15 protein-coding genes, 1 tRNA gene and 2 rRNA genes (1 of these 18 only partly in view) are annotated in these 26,917 nt (G+C 66.4%); 6 read left to right on the forward strand and 12 right to left on the reverse strand.

The window, feature by feature from the left end; translation table 11 throughout:
- The 3 genes from ABC728_RS09055 to ABC728_RS09065 form a co-directional block, all read right to left on the reverse strand.
- Nucleotides 1-8: ribosomal RNA gene (locus ABC728_RS09055) — 23S ribosomal RNA — on the reverse strand (it extends 2,742 nt beyond the left edge of the window).
- Between the two features lie 302 nt (nucleotides 9-310).
- Nucleotides 311-386 (reverse strand) — tRNA-Ala (locus ABC728_RS09060).
- A 170-nt stretch (nucleotides 387-556) separates the two neighbouring features.
- Nucleotides 557-2,045: ribosomal RNA gene (locus tag ABC728_RS09065) — 16S ribosomal RNA — on the reverse strand.
- The 16S and 23S rRNA genes sit together here with 1 tRNA gene alongside, the layout of an rRNA operon.
- 891 nt (nucleotides 2,046-2,936) lie before the next feature.
- Between ABC728_RS09065 and ABC728_RS09070 the strand changes: the two genes are divergently transcribed.
- The 3 genes from ABC728_RS09070 to ABC728_RS09080 all read left to right on the forward strand — a co-directional run bounded on the left by ABC728_RS09070 (nucleotide 2,937) and on the right by ABC728_RS09080 (nucleotide 6,005).
- Nucleotides 2,937-4,952, forward strand: a complete 2,016-nt coding sequence (locus tag ABC728_RS09070) for an oxidoreductase (protein ID WP_416620472.1) — start codon at nucleotides 2,937-2,939, stop codon at nucleotides 4,950-4,952.
- A 25-nt stretch (nucleotides 4,953-4,977) separates the two neighbouring features.
- Complete coding sequence (locus ABC728_RS09075) at nucleotides 4,978-5,415, forward strand: nuclear transport factor 2 family protein (RefSeq protein WP_416620473.1); 438 nt, start codon at nucleotides 4,978-4,980, stop codon at nucleotides 5,413-5,415.
- A gap of 65 nt (nucleotides 5,416-5,480) precedes the next feature.
- A complete protein-coding gene (locus ABC728_RS09080) occupies nucleotides 5,481-6,005 on the forward strand; it encodes a PadR family transcriptional regulator (RefSeq protein ID WP_416620474.1) in 525 nt (174 codons plus the stop codon).
- A gap of 134 nt (nucleotides 6,006-6,139) precedes the next feature.
- On the opposite strand, the gene ABC728_RS09085 is transcribed toward ABC728_RS09080, so the two are convergent.
- From ABC728_RS09085 to purT, 8 genes are all read right to left on the reverse strand, one after another.
- Nucleotides 6,140-6,682, reverse strand: a complete 543-nt coding sequence (locus ABC728_RS09085) for a hypothetical protein (protein WP_445376355.1) — start codon at nucleotides 6,680-6,682, stop codon at nucleotides 6,140-6,142.
- 34 nt (nucleotides 6,683-6,716) lie between these two features.
- Nucleotides 6,717-8,339: a fumarate hydratase gene (locus tag ABC728_RS09090; RefSeq protein WP_416620476.1), complete on the reverse strand. Its 1,623-nt coding sequence runs from the start codon at nucleotides 8,337-8,339 to the stop codon at nucleotides 6,717-6,719.
- A 111-nt stretch (nucleotides 8,340-8,450) separates the two neighbouring features.
- On the reverse strand, nucleotides 8,451-8,798 hold the full coding sequence (locus ABC728_RS09095; protein WP_416620477.1) for a RidA family protein: 348 nt from the start codon (nucleotides 8,796-8,798) through the stop codon (nucleotides 8,451-8,453).
- Nucleotides 8,799-9,027: 229 nt separating this feature from the next.
- A complete protein-coding gene (locus tag ABC728_RS09100) occupies nucleotides 9,028-12,114 on the reverse strand; it encodes an efflux RND transporter permease subunit (RefSeq protein WP_416620478.1) in 3,087 nt (1,028 codons plus the stop codon).
- Nucleotides 12,115-12,143: 29 nt separating this feature from the next.
- Nucleotides 12,144-13,463, reverse strand: a complete 1,320-nt coding sequence (locus ABC728_RS09105) for an efflux RND transporter periplasmic adaptor subunit (protein ID WP_416620479.1) — start codon at nucleotides 13,461-13,463, stop codon at nucleotides 12,144-12,146.
- A gap of 131 nt (nucleotides 13,464-13,594) precedes the next feature.
- Nucleotides 13,595-14,563, reverse strand: coding sequence for an AEC family transporter (locus tag ABC728_RS09110; protein WP_416620480.1), 969 nt, complete (start codon nucleotides 14,561-14,563; stop codon nucleotides 13,595-13,597).
- Nucleotides 14,564-14,571: 8 nt separating this feature from the next.
- Nucleotides 14,572-15,774, reverse strand: a complete 1,203-nt coding sequence (locus tag ABC728_RS09115; RefSeq protein WP_416620481.1) for an MFS transporter — start codon at nucleotides 15,772-15,774, stop codon at nucleotides 14,572-14,574.
- Between the two features lie 5 nt (nucleotides 15,775-15,779).
- On the reverse strand, nucleotides 15,780-16,955 hold the full coding sequence (gene purT / locus ABC728_RS09120; protein WP_416620482.1) for a formate-dependent phosphoribosylglycinamide formyltransferase: 1,176 nt from the start codon (nucleotides 16,953-16,955) through the stop codon (nucleotides 15,780-15,782).
- A 193-nt stretch (nucleotides 16,956-17,148) separates the two neighbouring features.
- Between purT and ABC728_RS09125 the strand changes: the two genes are divergently transcribed.
- Entirely contained in the window at nucleotides 17,149-17,778 is a 630-nt protein-coding gene (locus ABC728_RS09125) for a TIGR02466 family protein (RefSeq protein WP_416620483.1), read from the forward strand.
- Here ABC728_RS09125 and ABC728_RS09130 read toward each other — a convergent pair.
- Complete coding sequence (locus ABC728_RS09130) at nucleotides 17,759-24,502, reverse strand: tetratricopeptide repeat protein (RefSeq protein WP_416620484.1); 6,744 nt, start codon at nucleotides 24,500-24,502, stop codon at nucleotides 17,759-17,761. The two genes, ABC728_RS09125 and ABC728_RS09130, sit on opposite strands and share 20 nt — an antisense overlap.
- Before the next feature lie 166 nt (nucleotides 24,503-24,668).
- Here ABC728_RS09130 and pseB point away from each other — a divergent pair, with 166 nt between their 5' ends.
- Nucleotides 24,669-25,694, forward strand: a complete 1,026-nt coding sequence (pseB, locus tag ABC728_RS09135; protein ID WP_416620485.1) for a UDP-N-acetylglucosamine 4,6-dehydratase (inverting) — start codon at nucleotides 24,669-24,671, stop codon at nucleotides 25,692-25,694.
- Between the two features lie 2 nt (nucleotides 25,695-25,696).
- Nucleotides 25,697-26,914, forward strand: coding sequence for a UDP-4-amino-4,6-dideoxy-N-acetyl-beta-L-altrosamine transaminase (gene pseC, locus ABC728_RS09140; RefSeq protein ID WP_416620555.1), 1,218 nt, complete (start codon nucleotides 25,697-25,699; stop codon nucleotides 26,912-26,914).
- The last annotated feature ends 3 nt before the right edge of the window (nucleotides 26,915-26,917 follow it).

Below are 26,917 nucleotides of genomic sequence, written 5' to 3' on the forward strand. Positions count from 1 at the left end.
GCTTGATCCATTCATCACGCTCACGCGCAGGGACAAGCCCACACATCATGAACACAACAAACAGCACTATCCGCTCTCCAGGTGTCCCTCATCCCGCTGACGCAGAATGACGACAGAACCAGACCTTCTCGGCTAAGAGGCCAGATCCCCTGCAAAGCGGAACCCATTCGGTCACACTTCACAAAACCATTTTCACGATGTCCAAGAACCGGCAGCCCTTGCTGCCTACAGTCACCCTTTCAGGCAACCGATCTGTTGCTTCCCATGGATCCTCACCACCGCCTCAAACTCAACGTTACGCAACGGAGCTTGGTGGAGGCGGACGGGATCGAACCGACGACCTCATGCTTGCAAAGCACGCGCTCTCCCAACTGAGCTACGCCCCCAATCTCTCGGGAAAAGTCAAGCGGTGACCCCAATGACAAAGCCCGGTGCGATCAAGCACCAGGCCCTATCATCTGATCCATGAGAAGGGATGCGGAGACGGCGGACCCATCACCAAGGTGATGTCCCGGATAAGCCCGGGATTACGTCCAAAGGGAAGGTTCTTCCTTAGAAAGGAGGTGATCCAGCCGCAGGTTCCCCTACGGCTACCTTGTTACGACTTCACCCCAGTCGCTGACCGTACCGTGGTCGGCTGCCTCCCGAAGGTTAGCGCACCGGCTTCAGGTAAAGCCAACTCCCATGGTGTGACGGGCGGTGTGTACAAGGCCCGGGAACGTATTCACCGCGGCGTGCTGATCCGCGATTACTAGCGATTCCAACTTCATGCACCCGAGTTGCAGAGTGCAATCCGAACTGAGATGGCTTTTGGAGATTCGCTTCCATTCGCATGGTCGCTGCCCACTGTCACCACCATTGTAGCACGTGTGTAGCCCAACCCGTAAGGGCCATGAGGACTTGACGTCATCCCCGCCTTCCTCCGGCTTGTCACCGGCAGTTCTGCTAGAGTGCCCAACTGAATGATGGCAACTAACAGTGGGGGTTGCGCTCGTTGCGGGACTTAACCCAACATCTCACGACACGAGCTGACGACAGCCATGCAGCACCTGTGTCCCGGTCCCCGAAGGGAAAACCACATCTCTGTGGCGGTCCAGGCATGTCAAGGGTTGGTAAGGTTCTGCGCGTTGCTTCGAATTAAACCACATGCTCCACCGCTTGTGCGGGCCCCCGTCAATTCCTTTGAGTTTCAACCTTGCGGCCGTACTCCCCAGGCGGTCGGCTTAATGCGTTAGCTGCGACACTGAAACCCTAAGGGCCCCAACGTCTAGCCGACATCGTTTACGGCGTGGACTACCAGGGTATCTAATCCTGTTTGCTCCCCACGCTTTCGCGCCTCAGCGTCAGTTACCGTCCAGTGGGCCGCCTTCGCCACCGGTGTTCTTCCCAATATCTACGAATTTCACCTCTACACTGGGAATTCCACCCACCTCTCCGGTACTCTAGCCTGCCAGTCTCAAGCGCAGTTCCCAGGTTAAGCCCGGGGCTTTCACGCCTGACTTGACAAGCCGCCTACGCGCCCTTTACGCCCAGTAATTCCGAACAACGCTAGCCCCCTTCGTATTACCGCGGCTGCTGGCACGAAGTTAGCCGGGGCTTCTTCTCACGTTACCGTCATCATCGTCACGTGCGAAAGAGCTTTACAACCCGAAGGCCTTCATCACTCACGCGGCATGGCTGGATCAGGCTTCCGCCCATTGTCCAATATTCCCCACTGCTGCCTCCCGTAGGAGTTTGGGCCGTGTCTCAGTCCCAGTGTGGCTGATCATCCTCTCAGACCAGCTACTGATCGTCGGCTTGGTAGGCCGTTACCCCACCAACTACCTAATCAGACGCGGGCTGCTCCTTTGGCGATAAATCTTTCCCCCACAGGGCTCATCCGGTATTAGCGTCCGTTTCCAGACGTTATTCCGAACCAAAGGGTACATTCCCACGTGTTACTCACCCGTGCGCCACTCACCAGTCCGAAGACCAATGCGTTCGACTTGCATGTGTTAGGCCTGCCGCCAGCGTTCGTTCTGAGCCAGGATCAAACTCTCAGGTTTTATGCGGCTCGCTCGCCTAAGCAAACAAACCTCGTTGACGGATACGAAAAAACGCCAAACTTCCCAATCGTCTGCCCTAACCCATCCACCATCCATAGACCCGATAAGGTCAATAGCGTGGATGGCGTATAGAGCAACATGTACCAGGATGCTCAAGCGCCATACGTATCCATACGAACCAGACCCTCCAGCTCATAAAGACCCGCCGCCTGCGCATCCCTTCTCAACAGATTCACTTGTCCAAGAACCTTGGCCGCCACAAGGCAAGCCAAACGACACCCGCCAACCGGCTCAACACCGGCCAACCAAACCCCAACATAAAGAAGAGGAAGGCATCAATGGCAGCGACCCCAAGGCCACCGCCCGACCCCTTCTCATCTAGGCCTTCCGGTCTAAACCGTCAAGCCCCAAATCCAGGGATCATTCAACCATCGCCGCCAGAGCGTCTCCGGCGCGTCGGTGGGGCGCTTTCTACTCGCTCCACCAAACCCCGTCAACCAGTTTTTTTCACCGTCCCGTCTTTTTTTTAAACCGCCCAGACAGACGACCCAAAACAACAAAGACAAAACAAACCAGCCAACAGACGCAGGCAAAAATGCCCACAGCCACGATGATCTTTTCCAACAATGTCAGTGGCTTAAAACCACCAAGAACCGCCCGCACCGCCACAACCACCAGGGCCGCCTCGCTGCGGGAGCCGGGGTATAGGACAGACCTTCACTCATGCGCAACAAAAATCTGAACTGCTCAGACACTTTCTTCAGGAAGGCCCGGAACGCCGGCCATGAGAGGCACGCAGGCGGTATCCGTCCGGCCATGTTCTGAAACAGGTTGCGGATGATCCAATAGGCAATCATGGTTTACTCAACCAGTTGCATAAAGGATAACGACATGACGGCCTACCCCCACCTGCTTCAGCCGCTTGACCTTGGCTTCACCAGCCTGCGCAACCGCGTGCTGATGGGATCGATGCATGTGGGGTTGGAAGAGGCGCCAAACGGCTTTGAGCGGATGGCCGCCTTTTATGCCGAGCGGGCACGCGGCGAGGTCGGGTTGATTGTCACCGGCGGCATCGCCCCCAGTGAACGCGGGCGCCCTGCCCCCTTTGGCGCGGTACTGGCGACGGAGGAGGAAGCCGAGCATCACCGGATCGTCACCGATGCCGTCCATAGGGAGGGCGGTAAGATCGCCCTGCAGATCCTGCATTTCGGCCGCTATTCCTATCAGCAGGACCTCGTCGCCCCGTCAGCAATCAAGGCGCCCATCAACCCTTTCGTCCCCCATGCCCTGACGGGGGAGGAGGTGGAGGAGACCATCGCCGATTTCGTGCGCTGCGCCGCCCTGGCCCAGATGGCCGGTTATGACGGGGTGGAGGTCATGGGCTCCGAGGGCTATCTGATCAACGAGTTCATCGCAGCCCGTACCAATCATCGCGACGATGAATGGGGCGGGCCTTATGAGAACCGCATCCGCCTGCCTGTCGAGATCGTTCGCCGCATCAGGGAAAAAGTCGGCCCTGACTTCATCATCATCTATCGCCTGTCCATGCTGGATCTGGTGGAGGGCGGATCGACGCTGGGAGAGGTGGTGCGGCTGGGACAGGCCATTGAGGCAGCCGGCGCCACCATTCTGAATACCGGCATCGGCTGGCATGAAGCGCGCATCCCAACGATTGCCACCTCTGTGCCCCGCGCGGCCTTTGCCTGGGTGACGAAGCAGCTGAAGGGCAAGGTGTCGATTCCGCTGATCGCCACCAACCGGATCAACACGCCCGAGGTGGCCGAGAGCCTGCTGGCGGAGGGTTATTGCGACATGGTCTCGATGGCCCGGCCCTTCCTGGCCGATGCGCATTTCGTGATCAAGGCGCGCGAGAACCGGGCCGATGAGATCAATACCTGCATCGCCTGCAACCAGGCCTGCCTGGACCACACGTTCAGTGGCAAGATCACCTCCTGCCTGGTCAATCCGCGGGCCTGCCACGAAACCAAGCTGGTCATCGCCCCCACGCCCACGCCCAAGAAGATCGCCGTTGTCGGGGCCGGTCCGGCCGGTCTGGCCTTTGCCGTGACCGCAGCGGAGCGCGGGCACAAGGTCACCCTGTTTGAAGCATCAGCGCAGATCGGCGGCCAGTTCAACATCGCCAAGAAAATTCCCGGCAAGGAGGAGTTCAACGAAACCCTGCGCTATTTCCGCCGGCAACTGGACCTGAAGGGCGTCACCGTCCGCCTGAACACGCGGGCCGATGCCGACCTGCTGGCCGCAGGCGGGTTCGATGAGGTGGTGCTGGCCACCGGCGTCGTGCCGCGCAAGCCGGCCATCGACGGCATCGACCACCCCAAGGTGCTGGGCTATCTGGACGTTCTGCGCGACGAGGTGCCCGTGGGCCGGAAGGTGGCTGTCATCGGTGCCGGCGGCATCGGATTCGATGTCAGCACCTATCTGGTGGAACGGCACGAGGCGCCGTCGACCGACCGTTTCTTCAAGCAATGGGGCGTCGATCCCGATTATCGCCGGGCCGGCGGCTGCGCCAAGCCGGAAGTGGTGCATAATGGAAGACAGGTCTTCCTGCTGCAGCGCACGGAAGGCAAGCTGGGTGAGAATCTGGGTAAGACGACCGGCTGGATCCATCGCACCGTGTTGAAGATGCATGGTGTCGCCACCATCGGCGGCGTCACCTATCGCCGCATCGACGATGAGGGCCTGCATGTCACCATCGGCGGCCAGGACAAGGTCCTGGAGGTGGACAATGTCGTCATCTGCGCCGGCCAGGAGCCGCTGCGCGCCCTGCAGGCCGATCTGGAGGCGCGCGGCGTCCGTGTCCACCTGATCGGCGGGGCCGATGTCGCAGCTGAACTGGACGCCAAGCGCGCCATCAACCAGGGCACGCGCCTGGCGGCCACCCTCTGAATTCTGTATGAGAAGGATCAAGACCATGACCACCCATACCGGCCTGCATCCGGCCGCCGCCGCCTCCCTGGCCATCTGGCACGACATCGTCGCCAAACAGTCCATCGACGCCCTGCGTAGCATCACCCATGAACAGGCCGTGTTCCGGTCGCCCGTGGCCCATACGCCCTATCAGGGGGCGGATGCCCTGCTGATGGCGATCGGCAACGTCATGCAGGTATTCGGTGACTTCACCTATCACCGCACGGCCGTGACGGCGGATGGGCTGAATGTCGTGCTGGAATTCAGCGCGACGGTGGAGGGCCGCCAAGTGAAGGGAATCGACTTCATCCGCTTCGACGAGCAGGGACTGATCCGGGAGTTCGAGGTGATGATCCGGCCCTTGAGCGGATTGCAGGCCCTGGCGGCGGAGATGGGCCGGCGCGTCGGCCAGGACATCGCGGCCTTCAAGGCCAAGACCTGATTGGACATTGCCGGGAGGGGGCTCCTATGAAGGCCCCTCCCGCCCCCAAGCACCGGAATTTCCGCATGTCCCTGCCCCATGCCCTGCTGACTGCCCTGATTGAACGTCCCGGCGCCGGATCGGAACTGGCCGGGCGCTTCGACCGGTCCATCGGTTATTTCTGGCAGGCCACGCATCAGCAGATTTACCGCGAACTGGCCCGGCTGGAGGCAGCGGGCTGGATTGAGGGCCGGGCCGTGGACGGCGCACGGGGACGCAAGCGCACCTATCGGGTCTTGCCGGCGGGCCGCGCGGAACTGGCCCGCTGGACGGCTGAAAGCCAGGAACCCCTGCCCATCCGGGACGAGATGATGGTCCGGTTGCGGGCGGAAGCCGTGGTCGGCCCGACGGCCCTGCCGGACAATCTGGCCGCCTTGACGCGGCATCACCGCGAGCGGCTGAAAACCTATGAGGACATCGAGAAGCGGGACTTCACCCCGCCCCCGACCGACCGCGCTCAGCAACTGCGCCATCTGGTCCTGAAAGCCGGCATCGAATATGAGCGGCAACGGGCCGCATTCTGCGAACAGGCGATGGCGCTGCTGTCATGAAGGCTGCCTTATCGTCCGCCCATCGCCGGCAGCGGACAGTGCGCGGCCGACAGGGCGGCGACTAGGTCGGGGACGGCCAGGCCAGGCTCTTCCATCACCCGATCTATGTGCAATTGCCGATTGGTGGCCAGCCATCATGCCTCCCCGGCGCGATAGCGGATCAGGCGGGTGGCCAACGCCGCCGATCCCTGGCCCTGCAGGGTGTCCGCCGTCAGCCGGGAAAGCGGAATGACGAACTGGCCATCGCGGTCACGGACAACGCTGGCCACCAGTCCGGACAAGCCATAGTCCGTCCCCGGCCCCCGGCGCGCCAGAATCAGAAAATGGCGAATGGCCGGACTGAAGCCGACATGCTGCACGGCGTGCACCTGCAGCCACCGCTCCGTAGCGTCCGGTGTGAAATGCTGCTCCACCTGGAAGCGCATCCGAAACACAGCATCCGGCAAGATCTCTTCCGCGTCCGGTGTCTGCGGAAGGGCCACCTGTTCGGTCAACCGGCCCACGGCCGCCACATCGAAACAGTCCGCCTGAAAGCGCCCGGCAGCCTGGACATCGAAAGACAGGGACAGGAGTGCCAGCAGGCAGAGAAACAGGCGTGTCATGCCCGCCATAGTAGCGCAAATCGGCCAAAGAAAGGGCGCCCGGTGGATGCCGAGCGCCCTTTTCATCGCCATCATCCCCCCGCCGGGAATGGCCCGGCGGCGGATATCGTCACTTCGTCGCCTCGAAGAAATCGTTGCCCTTGTCATCGGTGATGATGAAGGCGGGGAAATCCTCCACCTCGATGCGCCAGATGGCTTCCATGCCCAATTCGGGATAGGCGATGCATTCCACCTTTTTGATGCAGTCCTGGGCCAGACGGGCGGCGGCACCGCCGATGGAGCCCAGATAGAAGCCGCCATGCTTCTGGCAGGCATTCTTGACCGCCGGCGAGCGGTTGCCCTTGGCCAGCATGACGAAGGAGCCGCCCGCCGCCTGGAACTGATCCACAAAGCTGTCCATGCGGCCCGCCGTTGTCGGGCCGAAGGAGCCCGAAGCGTATCCTTCCGGCGTCTTGGCGGGGCCGGCATAATAGATCGGATGGTTCTTGAAATAATCCGGCAGCGGCTGCCCGTCATCCAGCAGGGCCCGCAGCTTGGCATGCGCGCTATCGCGCGCCACGATCAGCGGACCGGTCAGGGACACGCGGGTTCGGATCGGATACTGGCTCAGCACCTTGCGGATCTGGTCCATGGGCTGGGTCAGGTCGATCTTGACCACCTCACCCGACAGCGCCGCGTCGTCCACTTCCGGCAGGAAGCGGGCGGGATCGGTCTCCAACTGTTCCAGATAGATGCCGTCTTTCGTGATCTTGGCCAGCGCCTGGCGGTCGGCCGAGCAGGAAACGCCGATGCCAATGGGCAAGGAGGCGCCATGGCGCGGCAGGCGGATGACGCGGACATCATGGCAGAAATACTTCCCACCAAACTGCGCCCCGATGCCCAATCCCTGCGCGGCCTTGAACAGCGCCTTTTCCATATCCAGGTCACGGTAGGCATGACCGCTTTCCGACCCTTCCGTCGGCAGGCTGTCATAATAGCGCGCCGAGGCGAGCTTCACCGTCTTCAGGTTCTGTTCGGCCGACAGGCCGCCGATCACCACGGCCAGATGATAGGGCGGGCAGGCGGACGTCCCCAGCGAGGCCATCTTCTCCTCAATGAAGGGGATCAGACGGTCAGGCGCCAGCACGGACGGCGTGGCCTGGAACAGGAAGGTCTTGTTGGCCGACCCGCCGCCCTTGGCCATGAACAGGAACTTGTATGCATCCTCGCCCTCCGCAAAGATCTCGACCTGGCCCGGCAGGTTGGTACGGGTGTTCTTCTCTTCATACATCGACAGGGGTGCGACCTGGCTGTAGCGCAGGTTGCGCCTGGCGTAGGCATCGGCCACCCCTTCGGACAGGGCCGCCTCGTCGGCGCCCTTGGTCCAGACCCGGCGGCCCTTCTTGCCCATAATGATGGCCGTGCCCGTATCCTGGCACATGGGCAGCACGCCACCGGACGCGATGGAGGCATTCTTCAGCAGGTCCAGCGCCACGAACCGGTCGTTGGGCGATGCCTCCGGGTCCTCCAGGATGGCGCGGAGCTGACCCAGATGGCCGGGGCGCAGGAAATGGTTGATGTCGGAGAAGGCCGTTTCGGCCAGGAGGCGCAGGCCCTCGGGCTCCACCTTCAGCATCGTCTCGCCATCGAAGTCGACGGTGGAGACATGGTCGCTGGTCAGCTTGCGATAAGGGGTCGTGTCAGGACCCAGCGGGAACAGGCTGAAGGATTGGCGCGCGTTATCGTCGGGCATTGGTCTGGCTCCGGGTCTTTCGGGGGCGGCGGGCCGGGGGCCGCCGTTCAAGCGGTTCAGATAGCGCGACGAACGGCCCACCGCCAGAGCGCCGTTCGTCGCGTCTCGAAATCAGACCGCCGCGATGCAGACGATTTCCACCAGATAGCCGGGGGCGGCCAGACGGGCTTCCACCGTAGCGCGGGCCGGCGGGTTTGCTTGGTCCACCCAGGCGTCCCAGACCTCGTTCATGGCGGCGAAATTGCCAATGGCAGAGAGATAGATGGTCGTGGACAGAATCTTGGACTTGGCCGAGCCGGCTTCGGCCAGCAGGGCGTCGATCTGCGCCAGGACCTGGGCCGTCTGGCCCTTGATGTCGGCCGTCACATCGGTGGCCACCTGGCCAGCCAGATAGACAGTGCCGGCATGGATGGCAGCTTCGCTCATACGGCGGCCGGGCTGCAGGCGGGTGATGCTCACCGGATGGTCCTTTCACAGGCTGGGGCCGCACCGGATGGCGGCCTGTCGGCTGCCGGAATAGGATGCCATCCCCCCGCCCGCAAGCCCCGGCAGAAGCCGAATGGCAAATGCCAGACATGCATTGCCGGCCGGTTATTACAAGAATACGGCGAATCCACGTAACAAGATTACGCCCGGATGGCGGGGCCATCCGGGCGTCGTCGATCATGGGTACACAGGAATGACCCGGTTATTCGCCGTCCACCGGGTGGGGGCGCAGGGGCACCTCCTCCTTCGGTGTCAGGAACCGGCCCAGCTTGGGGCTCAGCCAGTGCTGGAAATCATCCATCAGGGTGAACATGATCGGCACAAAGACCAGCGACAGCAGCGTGGAGGTCAAGAGACCGCCGATCACCGCCACCGCCATCGGCTGGCGGAATTCCGTATCCGCGCCCCAGCCCAGGGCGATGGGCACCATGCCGGCCGCCATCGCGATGGTGGTCATGATGATGGGGCGGGCGCGCTTGGCACCGGCATCCATCAGCGCGTCGTGCCGGTTCATCCCGTGGTCCTGCATCGCGGCCATGGCATAATCCACCAGCAGGATGGAGTTCTTGGTCACGATACCCATCAGCATCAGGATGCCGATCAGCGCCGGCAGGGACAGCGCCATGTCGCACATCAGCAACCCGGCCACTGCCCCGCCCAGCGACAGGGGCAACGCCGTCATGATGGTGATCGGCTGGAAGAAATTGTGGAACAGCAGCACCAGCACCGCGATGATCAGCAGGAAGGCGGTGCCCAGCGCCACGGCGAAACCCATGAACAGGATGGCCATCTGTTCCGAACCGCCATAGGCCGGCTTGGTGACACCGGACGGCAGGTGGCTCATGGATGGGAGGGCGTTGATGGCCTTCATGGCATCGCCCAGTTCCACCCCGTTCAGGTCGGCCTGCACCGAGATGCGGCGGGCGCGGTCGAAACGGTCGATCTGGACGGCACCGGCGCCCATCTCAAGCTGGGCCACGGCCGACAGGGGGACGGTTTCACCCGTGTTCGTCCGCACCCGCAGGTTGGCAATGGTATCCAGGTCACCGCGGGCCGCCTGGTCGAGCTGGACGCGGATCGGCACCAGCCGGTCGCCCAGATTGAACTTGGCGGAGTTGGTGTCGATTTCACCCAGCGTGGCCACCTTGGCCACCTGACCGATGGAGAAGACCGACACGCCCTGCTCGGCCGCCCGGTCGAACATCGGCTTGATCTGGATTTCCGGACGCTGCATCGGCGCCGTGGACGTGACGTTCTTCAGGATGGGGAGCGAGCGCATCTCCGCCAGAACCTGATTGGCGTGGGCATCCAGCAGCGGACCATTCTCACTGGTCAGCATGATGGAAACATCGCGGTTGGAGAAGCCGCCCGTGGAGTTGAAGCTGAAACGCGCGCCCGGCAGCTTCTGCAACTCGGCCAGGACCCTGTTCTCGAACTCCTTCTGGTGGACACGGTCCGACCGCGGCTTCAGCAGGACGATGATGGAGGCCTTGCGCACCTGGCCGCCACGTCCGTTGCGGGCCCAGGTCGTCTCCACCTCGGGCTGGGCGGCCAGGATGGCGGCGGCCCGCTGTGATGTGGCGTCCATCTGTTCCAGGTTGACGCCCGGCGCCATCTCGATCTGAAGGTTGGAAAACCCGATATCCTGGGCCGGGATGAAGCCGGACGGCAGCATGGCCGTCAGACCCAGCGACATCAGGAAGAAGGCGATGCCGGCGAACAGCGTCGTCTTGCGATGGCCCAGGCACCAATGCAGGACACCCAGGTACCGCTGCACCCAGCGCCCGCCCTCATGTTCCTCCTTCTGCGACGGGGTCAGCAGATAGGCAGCCATCAGCGGGGTTAGCAGGCGGGCCACCAGCAGGGAGAACAGCACGGCGACGGCCACGGTGATGCCGAAGGACTTGAAGAACTGCCCCGCAATGCCCGGCATGAACGACACGGGCAGGAACACGACGACGATGGTCATGGTGGTGGCCACCACGGCCAGGCCGATCTCGTCCGCCGCCTCCAGCGCGGCCGCATAGGGCCGCTTACCCTGCCGGATATGGCGGACGATATTCTCGATTTCCACGATCGCGTCATCGACCAGGATGCCGACGACCAGGGCCAGGCCCAGCATGGTGATGCCGTTCAGCGTGAAGCCCAGGAAATCCATGACCAGAAAGGTCGGGATCGTGGACAGCGGCATGGCCAGCGCAGAGATCAGCGTGGCACGCATGTCGCGCAGGAACCACCAGACGACACCCACCGCCAGCATGGCGCCGATGACCAGCGCCTCGATGGAGGCCAGATAACTGTCGATCGTGAATTTGACGTTGGAGATGATCAGCTTGACGGTAAGGTCGGGATAGTCCTTCTCAAGCTGGGCAATCGCCTCCTTCACGCCGTTATAGACGGTGACCTCGCTGGAATTGGGGGCGCGGCTGATAGCGAAGCCGACCGCCGGCACACCGTCCAGGCGCGAGACATTGCGCAGCTCCGACGTGCCATCCACGACATCGGCGATATCGGACAGGCGTACCTTGCGGCCGCCCGGAATGGCGATTTCGATATTGCGCAGTTCCTCCACGCTCTGGGCCCGGCCCAGGGTGCGGATGGATTGTTCGGCAGCACCCAGTTCGCCCCGGCCGCCCGGCATGTCGACATTCAGCGCCTGGAGCTGCTGGTTCACCTCGCCGGCCGTGACACCCAGCGCCATCATGCGCACGGGGTCCAGGTTGACGCGGATCTCACGGCTGAGACCGCCCATCCGCTCCACCTCGCCCACGCCGCTGACGCGCTTCAGGCTGCGGGCGATGTCACTGTCGATCAGCCAGGAAAGCTGTTCGACCGTGCGGTGCTTGGACGTGACCATATAATAAAGGATGGCGTCGCCCGTGGCTTCCAGGCGCTGCACCTGCGGTTCGTAGATATCCTGCGGCAAGTCCGACCGGATGCGGCTGATCGCGTCGCGCACATCGGACACGGCGCGGTCGGTGTTGTAGCCGATCTTGAATTCGATGGTCGTATTGGAATAGCCGTCGGTGACGGTGGAGGTCACATGGTCGATGCCGGTGATGTTCGATACCGCATCCTCGACCTTCTTCGTCACCTCCTGTTCCAGTTCCGACGGGGCGGCGCCCGGCCGGCTGACCCCGACATTGACGATGGGGAAGTCGATGTCGGGATTGTTGGTGATGTCCAGCGTCATGAACGACACCAGACCGGCCAGCGTCAGGATGATGAACAGGACGATCGGTGGAACGGGATGGCGGATGGCGACCGCCGATATATTGCCACGGCGCATGGGTCCGGTGCCTTTCTCTGGAGCGGCGGTTACTTCGTCTGCGGCAGCGGGTTGACGGCGTCGGCCGGCTTGTCGGTGACGATGACCTTGTCACCCGTCTTCAGATAGCCGGCACCCGTCAGCACGACCTGTTCCCCGCCCTGTACGCCGGACAGGATGGACACCCGGCCATCGGCACGCGGGCCGGTCTGCACTTCCCGCGCGGTCACCAGATGGTGGCCCTTGTCATCGACGGCCGGGTCCATGACGATCGCCCAGCTTTTGGCGTCGCGATAGACGATGGCTTCCTCCGGCACCAAGGGCGCGTTCTGCGTGCCGGTACGCACGCGCGCCGTCAGGAACATGCCGGGGCGCAGACCCGGATCGTGCGGCACCTCGATCTTGACCGTGCCGATCCGGGTCTTGGTCTCCACAATGGGGGAGATGATGCGCACCGCACCCGTGAAGGGCTTGCCGTTGCCATCCACGGCCGACAGTTCGGCCGTCTGCCCCACGGCCAACTGGCGCAGGTCGATCTCCGGCACCTCGGCCAGCAGTTCGACCCGGTCATCGCGGATGATGCGGAAAAGCTCGGTCCCGCCGGCCGACATGACGGCACCAAGGCGGGCATTGCGGCGGGACACGGTACCGTCGGCGGGGCTGCGCACTTCCGTCTGGGCCAGCCGGGCTGCGGCCTGGGCGCGGGCGGCCTCTGCCACGCCAACGCGGGCCTTGGTCGTCAGCGCCGTGGAGCGCCGGGCATCCAGGTCGCGGGTGGAAATGGCGCCCGTGCGCGCCAGTTCCTCCGCCCGGCGGATATTGGCATCGGCCTCGGTCGCCAGGGCCTGCGCCTCGCGCAGCGATGCCTCGCGCGACATCAGGTCGGCGCGCAGCACGGCGTCATCGAAACGGGCCAGCAACTGACCGGCCTTGACCTGGTCCCCTTCCTCCACCAGCACCTGGGTGATGGCCAGACCCGAGGTCTGGGTCCCGATAGGCAGTTCGTCCCACGCCGCCAGCGATCCCGTGACCAGCAATTGCCGGGGGATGTCGCCGGGCTGGGCCGTCACCGTCGTCACGGTGAGGATGCTGGAGGTATCGACGGGGCTGTCCCCGGCCACGGGCTTGCCATCCGGCTTCAGCATCAGGTAGGTGCCGATGCCGGCCGCCACCAGGACGATGGTGCCCAGGATGATCCATTTCAGGCGCGACGGCGGACGTCCAGCCGTCCGCGACATATGCCGGGGTCCCGGCATCGGGGGGGCGCTGTCATTGCCAATCGGGGTGTGCAGGCGCTGAACCGTCATCTTGATCACCATCATCGGGGCCACGGCGTCGGGCGTGGCTTCCGGGCGAGGGCAACCGCTCATGGCCGCCCGCCCGCAAGCGGCATGGCCATGTTTCCCCCGTCCTCCTGAGCCGGACATTACATGCGTCGGCTTATGGCGGGAAGTCACACATGGTTTCTCAGATGTAACGAAATATTACGGGAAAGGGCCGGTTACCCGTGTAACAACGGAACCACTGTGGCTGCGCGGAAATATTCGATGATCAGACCCGTCACCAGCGCCGATAGCAAGGTGGTCAGCAGCGTGGCGCTGGCCACAGGTGACACAAGGGTTTGATAGCGCTGGGCGAACAGGAACACGTTCATGCCGCTGGGCAGGGACGCGGTGGTGACGGCCACAGCCAGGGTCAGCGGCGGCAGATCGAAAATGTAACGGCCCGAAACAAAGACCAGGGCCGGCAGCACCAGAAGCTTGGCCACCACCATCATGCTCGTCCGGCCCAGCAGGCCCCGGGCTTCCAGCCCCACCAGGCTGGCGCCCAGCGCGAAGAGGGAACAGGGCACCGCCGCGTCCCCCAGCATGCGGATGATATTGTCCAACGGAACCGGAATAGTGCCCCCGACCGACCCGAAGGCCAGCCCGGCCAGGATGGAGACGATGACCGGGTTCCTCGCCAGCGCACCCGCCGTCTGCATCGTGATGCGCAGGAAGCCGGCCCCGCCCTGGGCCGCGCGCGACGCCTCGGCCAGCACGGTGGCGCCCCCCAGCAGATAGGCCGAGTGACAGGTCACCAGCAGCAGCATCTGCTGCAGGCCGGCCTGGCCATAGGCGGCCAGGATTAGCGGCACCCCGACCAGCACCGTGTTGGAGAAGCTGGCCCCCAGCATCAGTGTGGCAGCCCCGGCCAGGCTTTCGCGATGGACCTGCCGGGCATAAAGGAAACTGCCCAGCATCAGGACCGTCAGCGCCAGATAATAGGCCGCCATCAGGTTCAACTCATCCCCGTGCGGCAACCCGCGGGCGGCCATCGACCGGAACAGCAGGCAGGGCAGCGCCAGATAGAAGATGAAATTCGACAGCGACCGCGCAAAATCGGCCTGAAACAGCGGGGGGCGCCCCGTGATGAAACCGATCGCCACCAGGCCGAAGACGGGCAGGATGACGTTGACGATGGTTTCCATGCCGTCTCCTATCCGGCCCGTGAGAGGATACGGATCAGCAGCAGCGACAGGCACAGCAGGCCGCCCACCACCAGCGCCAGACCCGTCCAGCCCATGGCCGCCCAGATGACACCCCCGCCCGCCCCCACCAGGCTGGACCCCATATAATAGGAGAAGAGATAGAGCGAGGATGCCTGCGCCTTGCCCGTGACCGGCGCCAGCGCCCCGACCCAGCCGCTGGCGATGGAATGGGCACCGAAGAAACCGAAGGTCAACAGCCCGATGCCGGCCACCACCAGCGGCAGCAGACTGGTCGCCGTCAGCGCCACGCCGGCCGCCATGATCAGCACGCCGGCCGCCATGACAGGACCACGCCCATGGCGGGCAACCAGCCGGCCGACCCAGGCCGATGACCCCATGCCCAGCAGATAGGCCGCGAAGATCAGCCCGATCAGCGATTGCGGCAGGTCGAAGGGCGGCGCCAGCAGGCGGAATCCGATATAATTGTAGATGGTGACGAAGGCGCCCATCAGCAGGAAACCCTGCAGGAACAGCAGCCGCAACCGCCCCTGCCCCAGCGGCACCAGCAGGGCGGACAACATGGCGCGGGGCCGCGCCGGGCGCCGCGTGAAACCGGCGGATGGCGGCAGATAGCGCCAGACGGCCAGGGCCGCCAGCAACCCCGCGGCACCGATGCCGGCCGTCGCCACCTGCCAGGGCAGGAAATCGACAACGACACCCATCACCAGCCGCCCGGCCATGCCCCCCAGCGCCGACCCCGCGATATAGAGCCCCATGGCGGGGTCCAGGGCGCCGGGGTCCATCTCCTCCCCCAGATAGGCCATGGCCACGGCCGGCAGCCCGGCCAGGGTGATGCCCAGCAGAGCCCGCGCCGCCAGCAATCCATGCCAGGATGGCACGATGGCCGTGGCCAGCGTCAACAGGGCCGACAGGGTCAGCGACGCCACCATGACGGGACGCCGCCCATACACATCGGCCAGCGCACCGGCCAGCAGCATGGCCACGGAAAGGAAGCCCGTGGCCAGCGACAGCGCCAGCGCCGCCTCCGCCGGGGCGACGCGAAACGTATCGGCCAGCAGCGGCAACAGCGGCTGAACATGGTAGAGCAGGGAGAAGGTGGCAAAGCCCGCCGCGAACAGCGCCAGACTGACCCGACGAAAGGCCGGGCTGCCGGCCCGGATGCCGGTGATGGCGCCATCCAGCGGGGGCATGCGGGTCATCCGCGATAGTCGATGCGGATGCGCGACGCGGCCTCGAAAGCCGTGGCACGGGCCTCATCGGTATCCGCGCCGCGGGCCAGTGCCACACCCATGCGGCGATAGGGCCGCGTCGTCGGCTTGCAGAACAGGCGCACATCCACCGCCTGGTCCGGCCGCCCCGTGAACAGGGCATTGGCCAGACCCGTGAAGGAAAATTCCTGCGACAGGCGATCGGCCAGGATCACAGCGCTGGCCGAGGGGCCGTAAAGTTCCACCGCCGGGATGGGCAGACCCAGAATCGCGCGGGCATGCAGGTCGAATTCCGACAGGTTCTGGGAGACCAGCGTCACCATCCCCGTATCGTGCGGGCGCGGCGACAGTTCGGAGAAGATCACCTCCGTCGCCGTGACGAAAAACTCCACGCCGAAAATGCCATAGCCGCCCAGGTCGTCCACGACCTTGCGCGCCATCTGCTGCGCCTCGGCCAGCAGTTCCGGGCGCATGGCCATGGGCTGCCAGCTTTCCTGGTAATCACCCCGTTCCTGACGGTGACCGATGGGCGGGCAATAGATCACCCCATCGCGCGTGCGCACGGTCAGCAACGTGATCTCATACTCGAAGGGGATGAACTCCTCCACGATCACCTTGGCCCGGTCGCCGCGCATGTTGGCCACGGCATAGTTCCAGGCCTCTTCCAGCCCCGCTTCCTCCCGGACCGTGCTCTGTCCCTTGCCCGATGACGACATGACGGGCTTGATCACGCAGGGCAGGCCCGTGTGGGCGATGGCGGCCGTCACCTCCTCCAGGCTTTCGGCATAGCGGTACTTGCTGGTGCGCAGGCCCAGATCCACGGCCGCCAGTTCGCGGATACGATCGCGGTTCATGGTCATCTGCGTGGCACGGGCGGAGGGCACAACGGTAAAGCCGTCGGCCTCCAGCTCGGCCAGCATCTCCGTGCGGATGGCCTCCACCTCCGGCACGATGAAGTCGGGCCGGTGCTTCTCCACCGTGGCGCGCAGCCTGTCCCCGTCCAGCATGGGGAACACCTCGCGCCCGTCTGCCACCTGCATGGCCGGGGCATTGTCATAGGCGTCGCAGGCAATGACCTGCGCGCCCAGGCGCTTGGCGGAAATGACGAATTCGCGACCCAGCTCGCCGGAGCCGAGAAGCAGGATTTTCGCGGTGAATGGCATGGGCCCACCTTCTGGTCTTGCCGGGCGGCCTCCGTCCCCGAGGCCCCCTCTTTGGACCAGACCCTAGGGGCAGATGCCGGCCAGCACAACGGCGCCCCGCGCGCGGGTGTCATGCCCGGCGGCGGGTTCGCCATGCCACCCGGCCAGGCGGGCATTGACGACCCCGCCGCCGCACCGTAAGCCTTGTGCCATCATGACAGAGCCCGGCGCCCCCCAGATCGAAACCCTGTTCGCGACCCGCCTTTACCGTGCCGACCTGGACGGGATGGAGGGGCTGAACGATGAGTTGGCCGCCTGCTGCCGGTCCGCGGCGGAAGATGACGCGGCGGGCCGCAAATGGTCGGCCAAGAACGGTTATACGGGCTACACATCCTATTCCTCGCTGGACGATCTGCCCTGGCGGTTCCCGGCCTTCAAGCAATTGAAGGCGCACCTGGACCGCCATGCCAAGGCGTTCGCGAAGCTTCAGGAATGGAACCTGGGATCGAAGAAGCTGGAACTGGACAATCTTTGGATCAACGTGCTGGACCCCGGCGGTTTCCACGGGTCCCACATCCATCCCAACAGCGTGATCAGCGGCACCTATTACGTGGACATCCCGGATGGCGCCTCCGCGATCCGGTTCGAGGATCCGCGCCTGGCGCTGATGATGGCCGCCCCGCCGCGCAAGCCCAAGGCAGCGCGGGAAATGCAGCCATCCGTTCCCGTCGCCCCCCGCACCGGCACGCTGCTGATGTGGGAAAGCTGGCTGCGGCACGAGGTGACGCTTAACCAGGCCGATGCGGAGCGAATCTCCGTCAGTTTCAACTACGCCTGGCGCTAAGCAGCAGGCGCACGGCGTCAGCCACGGCGCCCCCCATCCCGCACCCCCGGCCCAGCAGGCGCATGCCGGGAAACCAGGGCCGCACGCCCGTGCCCAGACTGGTCCAGTCGGGCGGGGACAGGCGCCAGACGGGCACACCCAGCGCGCCCGCCAGTTCGCCGACCGCCGTCGGGGCCGTGATGACCAGGTCCAGGGCCGTGATCAGCGCCGCCTGTCCTTCCAGATCATCATCCATATCCAGGTCGGGCAGGCGCAACAATGGCACGTCACCGTCATCCCAGCCGGCAACCCCTTCCCCCCGCTGCAGGCTGACCAGCGTCACACCCGGCACAGCGGCCAGGGGCGCCAGATCGGACAGGCGGGCATAATCACCCTTCCGTTCCGCCGTCAGCAGGGCTGAGCGCCAGCAGACGCCGATCTTCAGCCCGGGCCCCGTGGCCGCCAGCCGGTCCCGCCAGATGGCCACCCGGTCCGTCCGGGCCTGAAGATAGGGGGTGGGGGACTGGGCGGACAGGTGCGGCCAGAGATGCCGGGCCACGTCCCCCGCCGCCACGGCCAGGTCGGCATCGGCCGGGCACGGCGTCGGCGCACGCACCGTGGCCGTGGGAAAGGCGCGGGTGAAAAGAGAGACCAGCCGGGCATCGGCTTCGATCACCAGATGGGCACAACGCGCCAGCAGGGCGGGGTAAAGGGACGCGAACATCAACTGGTCCCCCAGCCCCTGCTCCCCCCAGACCAGCAGGCGCCGGCCGGCAAGGTCGCCCCCATCCCAGACGGGCAGCGGCAGCGACCGGCCGCGGATCGTCTCCGTCCCCCGGAACCGGGCAGCATAGCCTGCCCAACCGGCGGCCAGGCGCCCCGCTGCCAGATCCATCAAGCCGCGATTATAGAGGGCCGAGGGCAGGTCCGGGGCCAGGACCAGTGCCTGATCATAGGCGCCACGCGCCGCCGCCTTGTCCGCTGCCGCCTCATGCACCCGCCCCAGATTGTTCCAGGCCTCCGCATTGCCGGGATCACGGTCCAGCACCCGCGCCAACTGCCGCCGCGCCGCCGGCAGATCGCCCAGCAGGCGCAGGGCATCCCCCAGGCCCGCGCGCAGCATCCCCTCGTCGCCCCCCAGGTCGAGTGCCTGATGATAGGCCGCGACGGCCTTGCCGGCGGCATCCATCTCCTTCCAGACCACGGCCAGATTGCCATGGGCGGCGGGGCCGGCGGGATCGAACGCGATGGCGCGCTGGTGGGCCTTCACCGCATCGGCATAGCGTCGCTGGGCGCGCAGGGCATTGCCCAGGTTGGTCCAGGTACCGGCATCGCGGGGCTGCAGGGCCAGTGCCTGACGATAGGCGGCCTCCGCCTCCCGCGGCTGGTCCAGTTCCTGCCACAGGTTACCCAGATTGACCCAGGCCGCCACATAATCCGGGGCCGCGGCCAGGGCACGGCGCATCGGGTCCAGCCCCTCCGCCCCGCGACCGATCTGCTGAAGGGCCAGCCCCAGAAGGTGCAGCGCGACAGGCTGCTCCCCCTCCCGTCCGATCACGGCCTGGTAGAAGGGCATGGCACCGGCGGGATCACCCGATTTTTGCAACGCGATGCCCCGTTCCAGCCACCCGGCCGGGTCACCATCGGGAAGGGCCGGGTGGCTGGGTTTCAGGTCCTGCAACCGCCGCATGACAGCCTGCACCTGCGAGGCGGCGGGCAGATGCACGGGCACGTTCAGGACGATCATGGACCCGAAGCCCGGCCGGACATCCGTGCCCAGCCGCGTCCAGTCCACAGGACCCGAAAGGCGCCAGACAGGCACGCCCAGCGCGCCCGCCATCTCTCCCACCGCGGTGGCCACCGTCACCACCAGATCAAGCCCGGCCGTCAGGGCCAGCGCCGTTTCCAGGTCGTCGCGCAGGTCCACCCCTTCCCAACGATGCAGGCGGACACCGTGGTCCGCCTCCACCGCAGCGATTTCCGCCAGCGCACCATCATATTGCAGGGAAACAACCTGGATGTCCGGGGCCGACAGCAGGGGCAGCCAGTCCGCCAGGGCGGTGTAACCGGCCACCCGGTCGGCCGTCTGCAACTGGCTGCGCCAGCACAGGCCGACGCGCAGGCCCGGCGGCAGTTCCGCCAGCCGTTGCCGCCACAATTCGGCAAGGTCCTCACGCGGCACCAGATAGGGCGCGGGGTCCCATTGGGCGGGCTCCTGCTCCAGCAGCAGCGGCAGGCTGCCGGCCGGCGTATGGCATTCGATCTCAACCGGCGTGCCGTCGGGCAGCACGGTCAGGAACGGAAAACTGCGGGCCAGGATGCCGACCAGGCGCGGATCGGCCCAGACCTTGACCTTTCCCCCCAAACCCTCCAGGCCGCGATAATGCCGGGCGAACATGATCTCGTCCCCCAGCCCCTGCTCGCGCCAGACCAGCAGGCGACGACCGGCCAGGGCAAGTCCTTCCCAGCGGGCCTTGTCCAGCGGGCCGCTCCACGCCACCTCCCCGCTGTCGAACCGGGCCTCCATCTCCTGCCAGCCGGTGTCGATGTCCCCCTGCCCCAGGGCCAAAAGCCCGTCATTGTAGAGCGCGCGCGGGAAATCGGGTCGGATGGCCAACGCATCGGACAGCGCGGCCCGCGCCGCTTCCACCAGGCCCTGCCCGGCCAGCAGCATGGACCGGTTGACCTCCGCCTCCGCATAATCGGGGGCGGCGGCCAGGGCGCGATCCTGGCAACGCAGCCCCTCATCCACATCGCCCAGCGCCGCCCGGCACAGGCCCAGATCGCTCCAGGCATCGGCCAGATCGGGCGCCGTGGCCAGCGCCTTCTCATGCCATTCCACCGCTTCGCCGTAGCGGCCCATGTGACGCAGGGCGATGCCCAGATTGGCCTGGGCGCGGGGATAGACGGGACGTTGGGTCAGGGCGCGGCGATGGGCCTTTTCCGCATCCTGCGGGCGGCGCAGTTCCAGCAGCGTGGCGCCCAGGTTGGTCCAGGCCTCCGCGAAGTCGACGCGATGCGCCAGCGCCTGGCGGAAGGCTTTCTCCGCCTCCGCATAGCGGCCCATCGCCTTCAGCAGGCTGCCGCGCGTATTGTGAGCGGCAGCGAAATCCGGGTCGAGTGCCAGCGCACGATCGACCAGCGGCAGCGCATCAACCGCCCGTCGCGTCTGGAACAGCACCTGCGACAGAAGGTGCAGGGCATCGGGATCATCCGGCTGCGCGGCCAGGATAGCACGATACCCATCCTCCGCCGCCGGAAGATCGCCGGCCCGGTGGAAATCCATCACCGTTTCAAGCGGCAGTGGCGGAGCGGTCGTGGTCGCGGCGGGGGCCGGGACCTGCTCCGGTGCGCCCGGTGACGGCACCCGCAGCAGGTGCAGCAGTTCCCGCCGCATCAGCGGCACCGTGTCGGTGACGCGGGCCGCCGTGAACAGCCGCATGCAGGAAAACCAGGGCCGCACGGCCGTACCCAGGCCGCTCCAGTCCGGCGTGGCCTGGAAACGCCAGACGGGCACACCCACTGCGCCGGCCATTTCCCCCACGGCTGTGCCTGCCGTGATCACCAGGTCCAGCCCCGCGATCAGCGCCGCCGCCGCCTCCAGATCATCTCTCAGATCGATGTCGGGGAACCGGTGCAGCGTAACACCCGTCTGATCGGCCAGTTCCGCGATCTCCGCCGCGCCACCGTCATATTGCAGGCTGACGGGAACAAGGCCCGGCAGGGTCAGGACCGGCAGCAGGTCGCGCGGCCGCAGATAGGACAGCGCCCGGTCCCCCGCCTGCAACTGTGACCGCCAGCAGAAGCCGACCCGCAGTCCGGGCGGCAGGCCGCCCAGCCGCGTCGCCATTGCGGCCGCCAGTGCCGGGTCTGGCCGCATCCAGGCGGGGGCGCCACCCGGGAAATCCGCCAGCGCCGGCCGCAGCAGGGCCGGCAGGCCACCCACTGGGCATTGGAAATCGGCATCACGCGGATCGGCGGTCTCCGCCCGCACCTGTGCCGCGGGGAAGGACCGGGCCAGCAGCCCGGTCAGCCGGCGATCGCATTCGACAACCACCTCCGCTCCACGGCCAAGCAGGTCGGCGACCTGCCCCATGAACAGGATCTCATCCCCCAGACCCTGCTCACGCCAGACCAGGAGGCGCCGGCCGGCCAACGGCTGGCCATGCCAGGCCGGGATGGCGAAATGGCGGTCGGGCACCACCTCACCGGCCGCGAACCGGATGGCATAATCGGACCAGCCCGTTGCAAGGTCGCCCTGTGCCAGCGCCAGCAGCGCCCGGTTCCAGCGGGCCAGCCTGTCGCCAGGCTCCCGCGACAGGGCACGGTCCAGCAGGGCCCGCGCCTCCGCCGGCCGCTGCTGCGCCTCCCGGATGCGGGACAGGTCGATCAGGGCGGGGACATGGTCGGGCACCAGCGACAGCGCCCTGTCCAGGGCCGCCTCCGCCGCCGCGGCGCGCCCCGTGCGGAACAGGGCATAACCCAGGCTGGTCCAGACCTCCACCCGGTCCGGGTCCAGGTGCCGCGCCTGTTCCAGCGCGTCCACGGCCTCGGCGTACCGCTGCGCCTCCTTGGCGGCGGCGGCCAGATTGACCCACCCGGCCAGCAGACGGGGATCGATGGCCAGGGCGGCCCGGTGGGCGGCCGCGGCGCCCGCCGCGTCCCCCAGCGCCAGCAGCGCCAGCCCCAGTGCGTCATGGGCGGTAGCCGTCTGCGGTGCGGCGGCGATGGCGGCGCGCAAGGTGGCGGCTGCGGCTTCCGGTTCGCCGCCTTCCAACTGGCAAAGGCCGATATTCACGGCGATCAGCGCATTGTCGGGCCACAGGCGGGCAGCCTGCCGATAGGTTTGAAGGGCCGCTTCCGTGCGTCCCAGCCCTCGCAGCGCCGCCCCCAGCCGGGTCAGCGCCAGCGCATCGCCGGGCCGCAGCGCCACGGCCCGTTCCAGCGGAGCCAGCGCATCGGCCGGCCGTCCATCCCGCATCAGGGCATGACCCAGCAGGTGCAAGGCCGCCGCATCATCGGGGCGGCGGGCCAGGATGTCGCGGCAAAGGGCCACCGCCGCGGCCGGCTGCCCGTCCTTGACCAGGACCGTGGCCCGTTCAAGGGCATCGGGCGGCAGTGGCGGCAAGGTGGCGGGGTCAGGCCCCGGCACGGCATCCGGCAACAAGGCGCGCAGTTCCCGTGCCATGCCCGCCAGCAACGCACCATGGGTGCCGCCTTGCCTCAGGGTGAAACAGCGCGTGCTGCCATACCAGGGCCGCACGGCGGCCCCCAGCCGCGTCCAGTCGTCGTCTGCACCGATGCGCCAGACCGGCACACCCAAGGCACCCGCCAGTTCCGCCACCGCCGTGGCGGCGCTGACCACCAGATCGAGCCCCGCCATCAGCGCCGCGACCCCGTCCAGATCGTCACGCAGGTCAAGGGGCGGGCGATACAGGTCGATGCCGTCGGGCAGTCCCGCAGACAGCTCCGCCGCCGTGCCCGGCTCGTCCAGATCATATTGCAGCGGCACCCAGCGGATGCCGGGCAGGGCGAACAACGGCGCGAAATCGGCCAGCGACGGATATAGTCCCTGCCGTTCGGCACTTTTCAGACCGCTTCGCCAGCAGAACCCCACCGTCAGGGCCGCCGGTCCCGCCCCGGCCAGCGTCTGACGCCATGATGCGGCCCTGGCCGGGTCGGCCGTCAGCCAGGGACGGCCCGTGAAGCGGGACAGCACCGGCCGGGCCAGCCCCGGCAGGCTGCCCACGGCAATCTGCAGGTCGGCCGACGCCACGCCGCCCGCCGCCGCGACGCGTAGATGCGGGAACGAGCGGGCGAACAAGGGCACCAACCGCGCATCGCATTCCACGCTGACCGGCCCGTCGATGCCATCCAGGTCGGGTAGGACGCTGGCGAACAGGATCTCGTCCCCCAGCCCCTGCTCGGGCCAGACCAGCAGGTGACGGCCCGCCAGCATCTCGCCCTGCCAGAACGGAATGTCCAGGTTGCGCTTTGCCTGCCGCTGGCGCGCCCGGAAACGCAGCTCGTAATCGGCCCAGCCTTCCGCCAGCCGGCCGACGGCCAGATGATCCAGCGACAGGTTGAACCGGGCCACGGGCTGGTCACCATCCAGCGCGACGGCCCGGCGGAAACTGTCGACGGCCTGCCCGTCCTTGCCGGCCCGGCGCAGCAGCGTGCCCAGGTTGGCATGCGCCACGGCAAGCTTCGGGTCCAGCGACAGCGCCTTGCGCTGGCATTTCTCCGCCTCCGCAAACCGGCCCAGTTCCAGCAGCGCAACGCCGCGGTTGGACCAGGCATCGGCACGACCGGGGGCGGCGGCCAGCGCCTTTCGCGCCGCCTCCTCCGCCTCAGCCGGGCGGTTCAGTTCCAGCAGCACGGCCGCCAGGTTGGATTGCGCATCCACCAGTTCCGGCCGGGCGGCCAGGGCGGCGCGAAAGGCGCGCTCGGCCGGCCGGAACTCCCGCAGGGCCATCAGCATGCCCCCCAGATTGTTCTGGATCGCAGCAGCGCCGGGTGCTGCTGCTGCTGCCGCCATGACACGGCGCAGTCCCTCCTCCTGCTGGCCGGACTGCCACAGGGCCAGACCCAGAAGGTGACCGGCATCGACATTGCCGGGAACCTGCGCCAGCACCGCGCGATAGCCGGCCACGGCACCGGTCAGGTCGCCCCGCTGATGGCAGGCAACCGCCCCGTCCAGCAACCGGGCGGGCGAGTCGGCATTCTTGTTCTTCTTGCGGTCCATCGGCGGTCCGTCGGAGGCGGGCGGGCCGCAGCTTAACTCATCGGCGCCAGCCGCTCCAACCCGGATGCGCAGCCCGAAACGTCCTTTCGACGGAATTGCTTAACCCGGTGGGCCAAACTGGCTAGCATGGCCCCATCAATTGGCCGCCAGCGGACCCGCCACGACGATGACCACGCCTTCCCCCCGCGCCCCCGTCCTGTTCAAGGGGGCGTCCATCCTGATCACTGGCGGCACCGGCTCGTTCGGCCGGCAATTCACCCGTTTTCTGTTGAAACATGCCAAGCCGCGCCGGCTTGTCATCTTTTCCCGCGACGAGTTCAAGCAGTACGAGATGCAGCAGCAGTTCGCCGACATGGACAACCGCGACGTGCTGCGTTTCTTCATCGGCGACGTGCGCGACCAGCAGCGGCTTTCCATGGCGATGCGGGAGGTGGATTACTGTATCCATGCCGCGGCGCTCAAGCATGTGCCCACGGCGGAATATAACCCGATCGAATGCATCCGCACCAATGTGAACGGCGCGGAGAACGTGGTGCAGGCCGCCCTTGCCAACAAGGTGAAGAAGGTCGTCGCCCTGTCGACCGACAAGGCCGCCAGCCCCGTGAACCTCTATGGCGCCTCCAAGCTGGCGTCGGACAAGATCTTCGTGGCGGCCAACAATCTGTCGGGGTCCGTGGGCACGCGGTTCGCGGCGGTGCGCTATGGCAATGTCGTCGGCTCGCGCGGGTCGGTGGTGCCGTTCTTCCGCGGGCTGATTGCACAAGGGGCGAAGGAACTGCCCATCACCGACACCCGCATGACCCGCTTCTGGATCACACTGGACAAAGGGGTGGATTTCGTTGCCTCGTGTTTCGCGATGATGCAGGGCGGGGAAATCTTCGTGCCCAAGATCCCGTCCATGCGCATCGTGGATCTGGCCCGCACCATGGCGCCGGATCTGCCGCATCGCATCGTCGGCATCCGTCCCGGCGAGAAGCTGCACGAGATCATGATCACCGAGGATGATGCCCGCCAGACGGTCGAGCTGCCCGACCGTTTCATCATCGAGCCGGCCTTCAAATGGTGGGACCGCGGCCCCTATGCCAAGCAGGGGGCGGGGGCGGTGCCCGACGGGTTCAATTACCGCAGCGACACGAACCCCGAATGGCTGACCGCCGCCGCCATGCGCGTCCTGCTGGAACGCAACCCGTGACCATGAGCAGGGGGCCCTTCCTGCCCTATGGGCGGCAATGGATCGACGAGGCCGACATCGCCGCCGTGAAGCAGGTGCTGCGGGGGGACTGGCTGACACAGGGCCCCAATGTGGGCTGGTTCGAGCGCGCGTTCGCGGAAAAGGTCGGTGCGCGCCATGCCGTGGCCTGCACCAGCGCCACGGCCGCCCTGCATGTGTCGATGCTGGCGCTGGACCTGGGTCCGGGGGATGCCGTGGTCGTGCCCAGCATCACCTTCCTGGCCACGGCCAACGCCGTGCGCCTTGCCGGGGCGCAGGTGGCCTTCGCCGATGTCGATCCCGACACGGGCCTGATGCGCCCGCAGGACGCGGCAGGCGCCCTGGACCGGGCCAGGGCGCGCGGCTGGCGGGTCCGGGCCCTGGCCCCGGTGCATCTTGCCGGCCAGACGGCGGACATGGCCGGGCTCTCCGCCCTGGCCACCGGGGAGGGGCTGGCCATCGTGGAGGATGCGGCCCATGCCGTCGGTACCCGCCTGACGGGACATGACGGGCGACCGGTGGCCGTGGGTGCCTGCGACCGGTCCGATCTGGCCTGCTTCTCCTTTCACCCGGTCAAGACCATGGCCACGGGGGAAGGCGGCATGGTCACCACCGCCGACGACACGCTGGCCCGGCGGGTACGCGCCGCGATCTGCCACGGCATGGTGCGCGAACCCTCGGCCTTCGCCAATCCGGCCGCCGCCCTGGCTGCCGACGGCACGCCCAATCCCTGGTATTACGAAATGCCTGACCTGGGCCTCAATTACCGGATGACCGACATCCAGGCGGCCCTGGGCCTGTCGCAGCTCGGCAAGCTGGATGCCTTCATGCGGGCGCGACAGACGCTGGTCGATGCCTACGACGCGGCCCTGACGCCGCTGGCCCCGGTGCTGCGTCCGGCCGGTCGCGTGGCGGGGGTGCAGGCCGCCTGGCATCTTTATGCGGTGCTGGTTGATTTCGCGGCCCTGGGCCTGGACCGGGCCGGCTTCATGGGGGCCCTGCGCCGGGATGGCATCGGCAGCCAGGTCCATTACATCCCCGTGCATACGCAGCCCTATTACCGCAAGCTCTATGGCGACCTGGACCTGCCCGGCGCCGCGGCGTGGTATGCGCGCTGCCTGTCTCTGCCGCTTTATCCCGCCATGTCCATGGCGGACCATGAAAGGGTCGTCACGGCCCTGTTCCGCATCGTCAGGGGATAGTCC

It is taken from the genome of Niveispirillum fermenti, assembly GCF_052474395.1.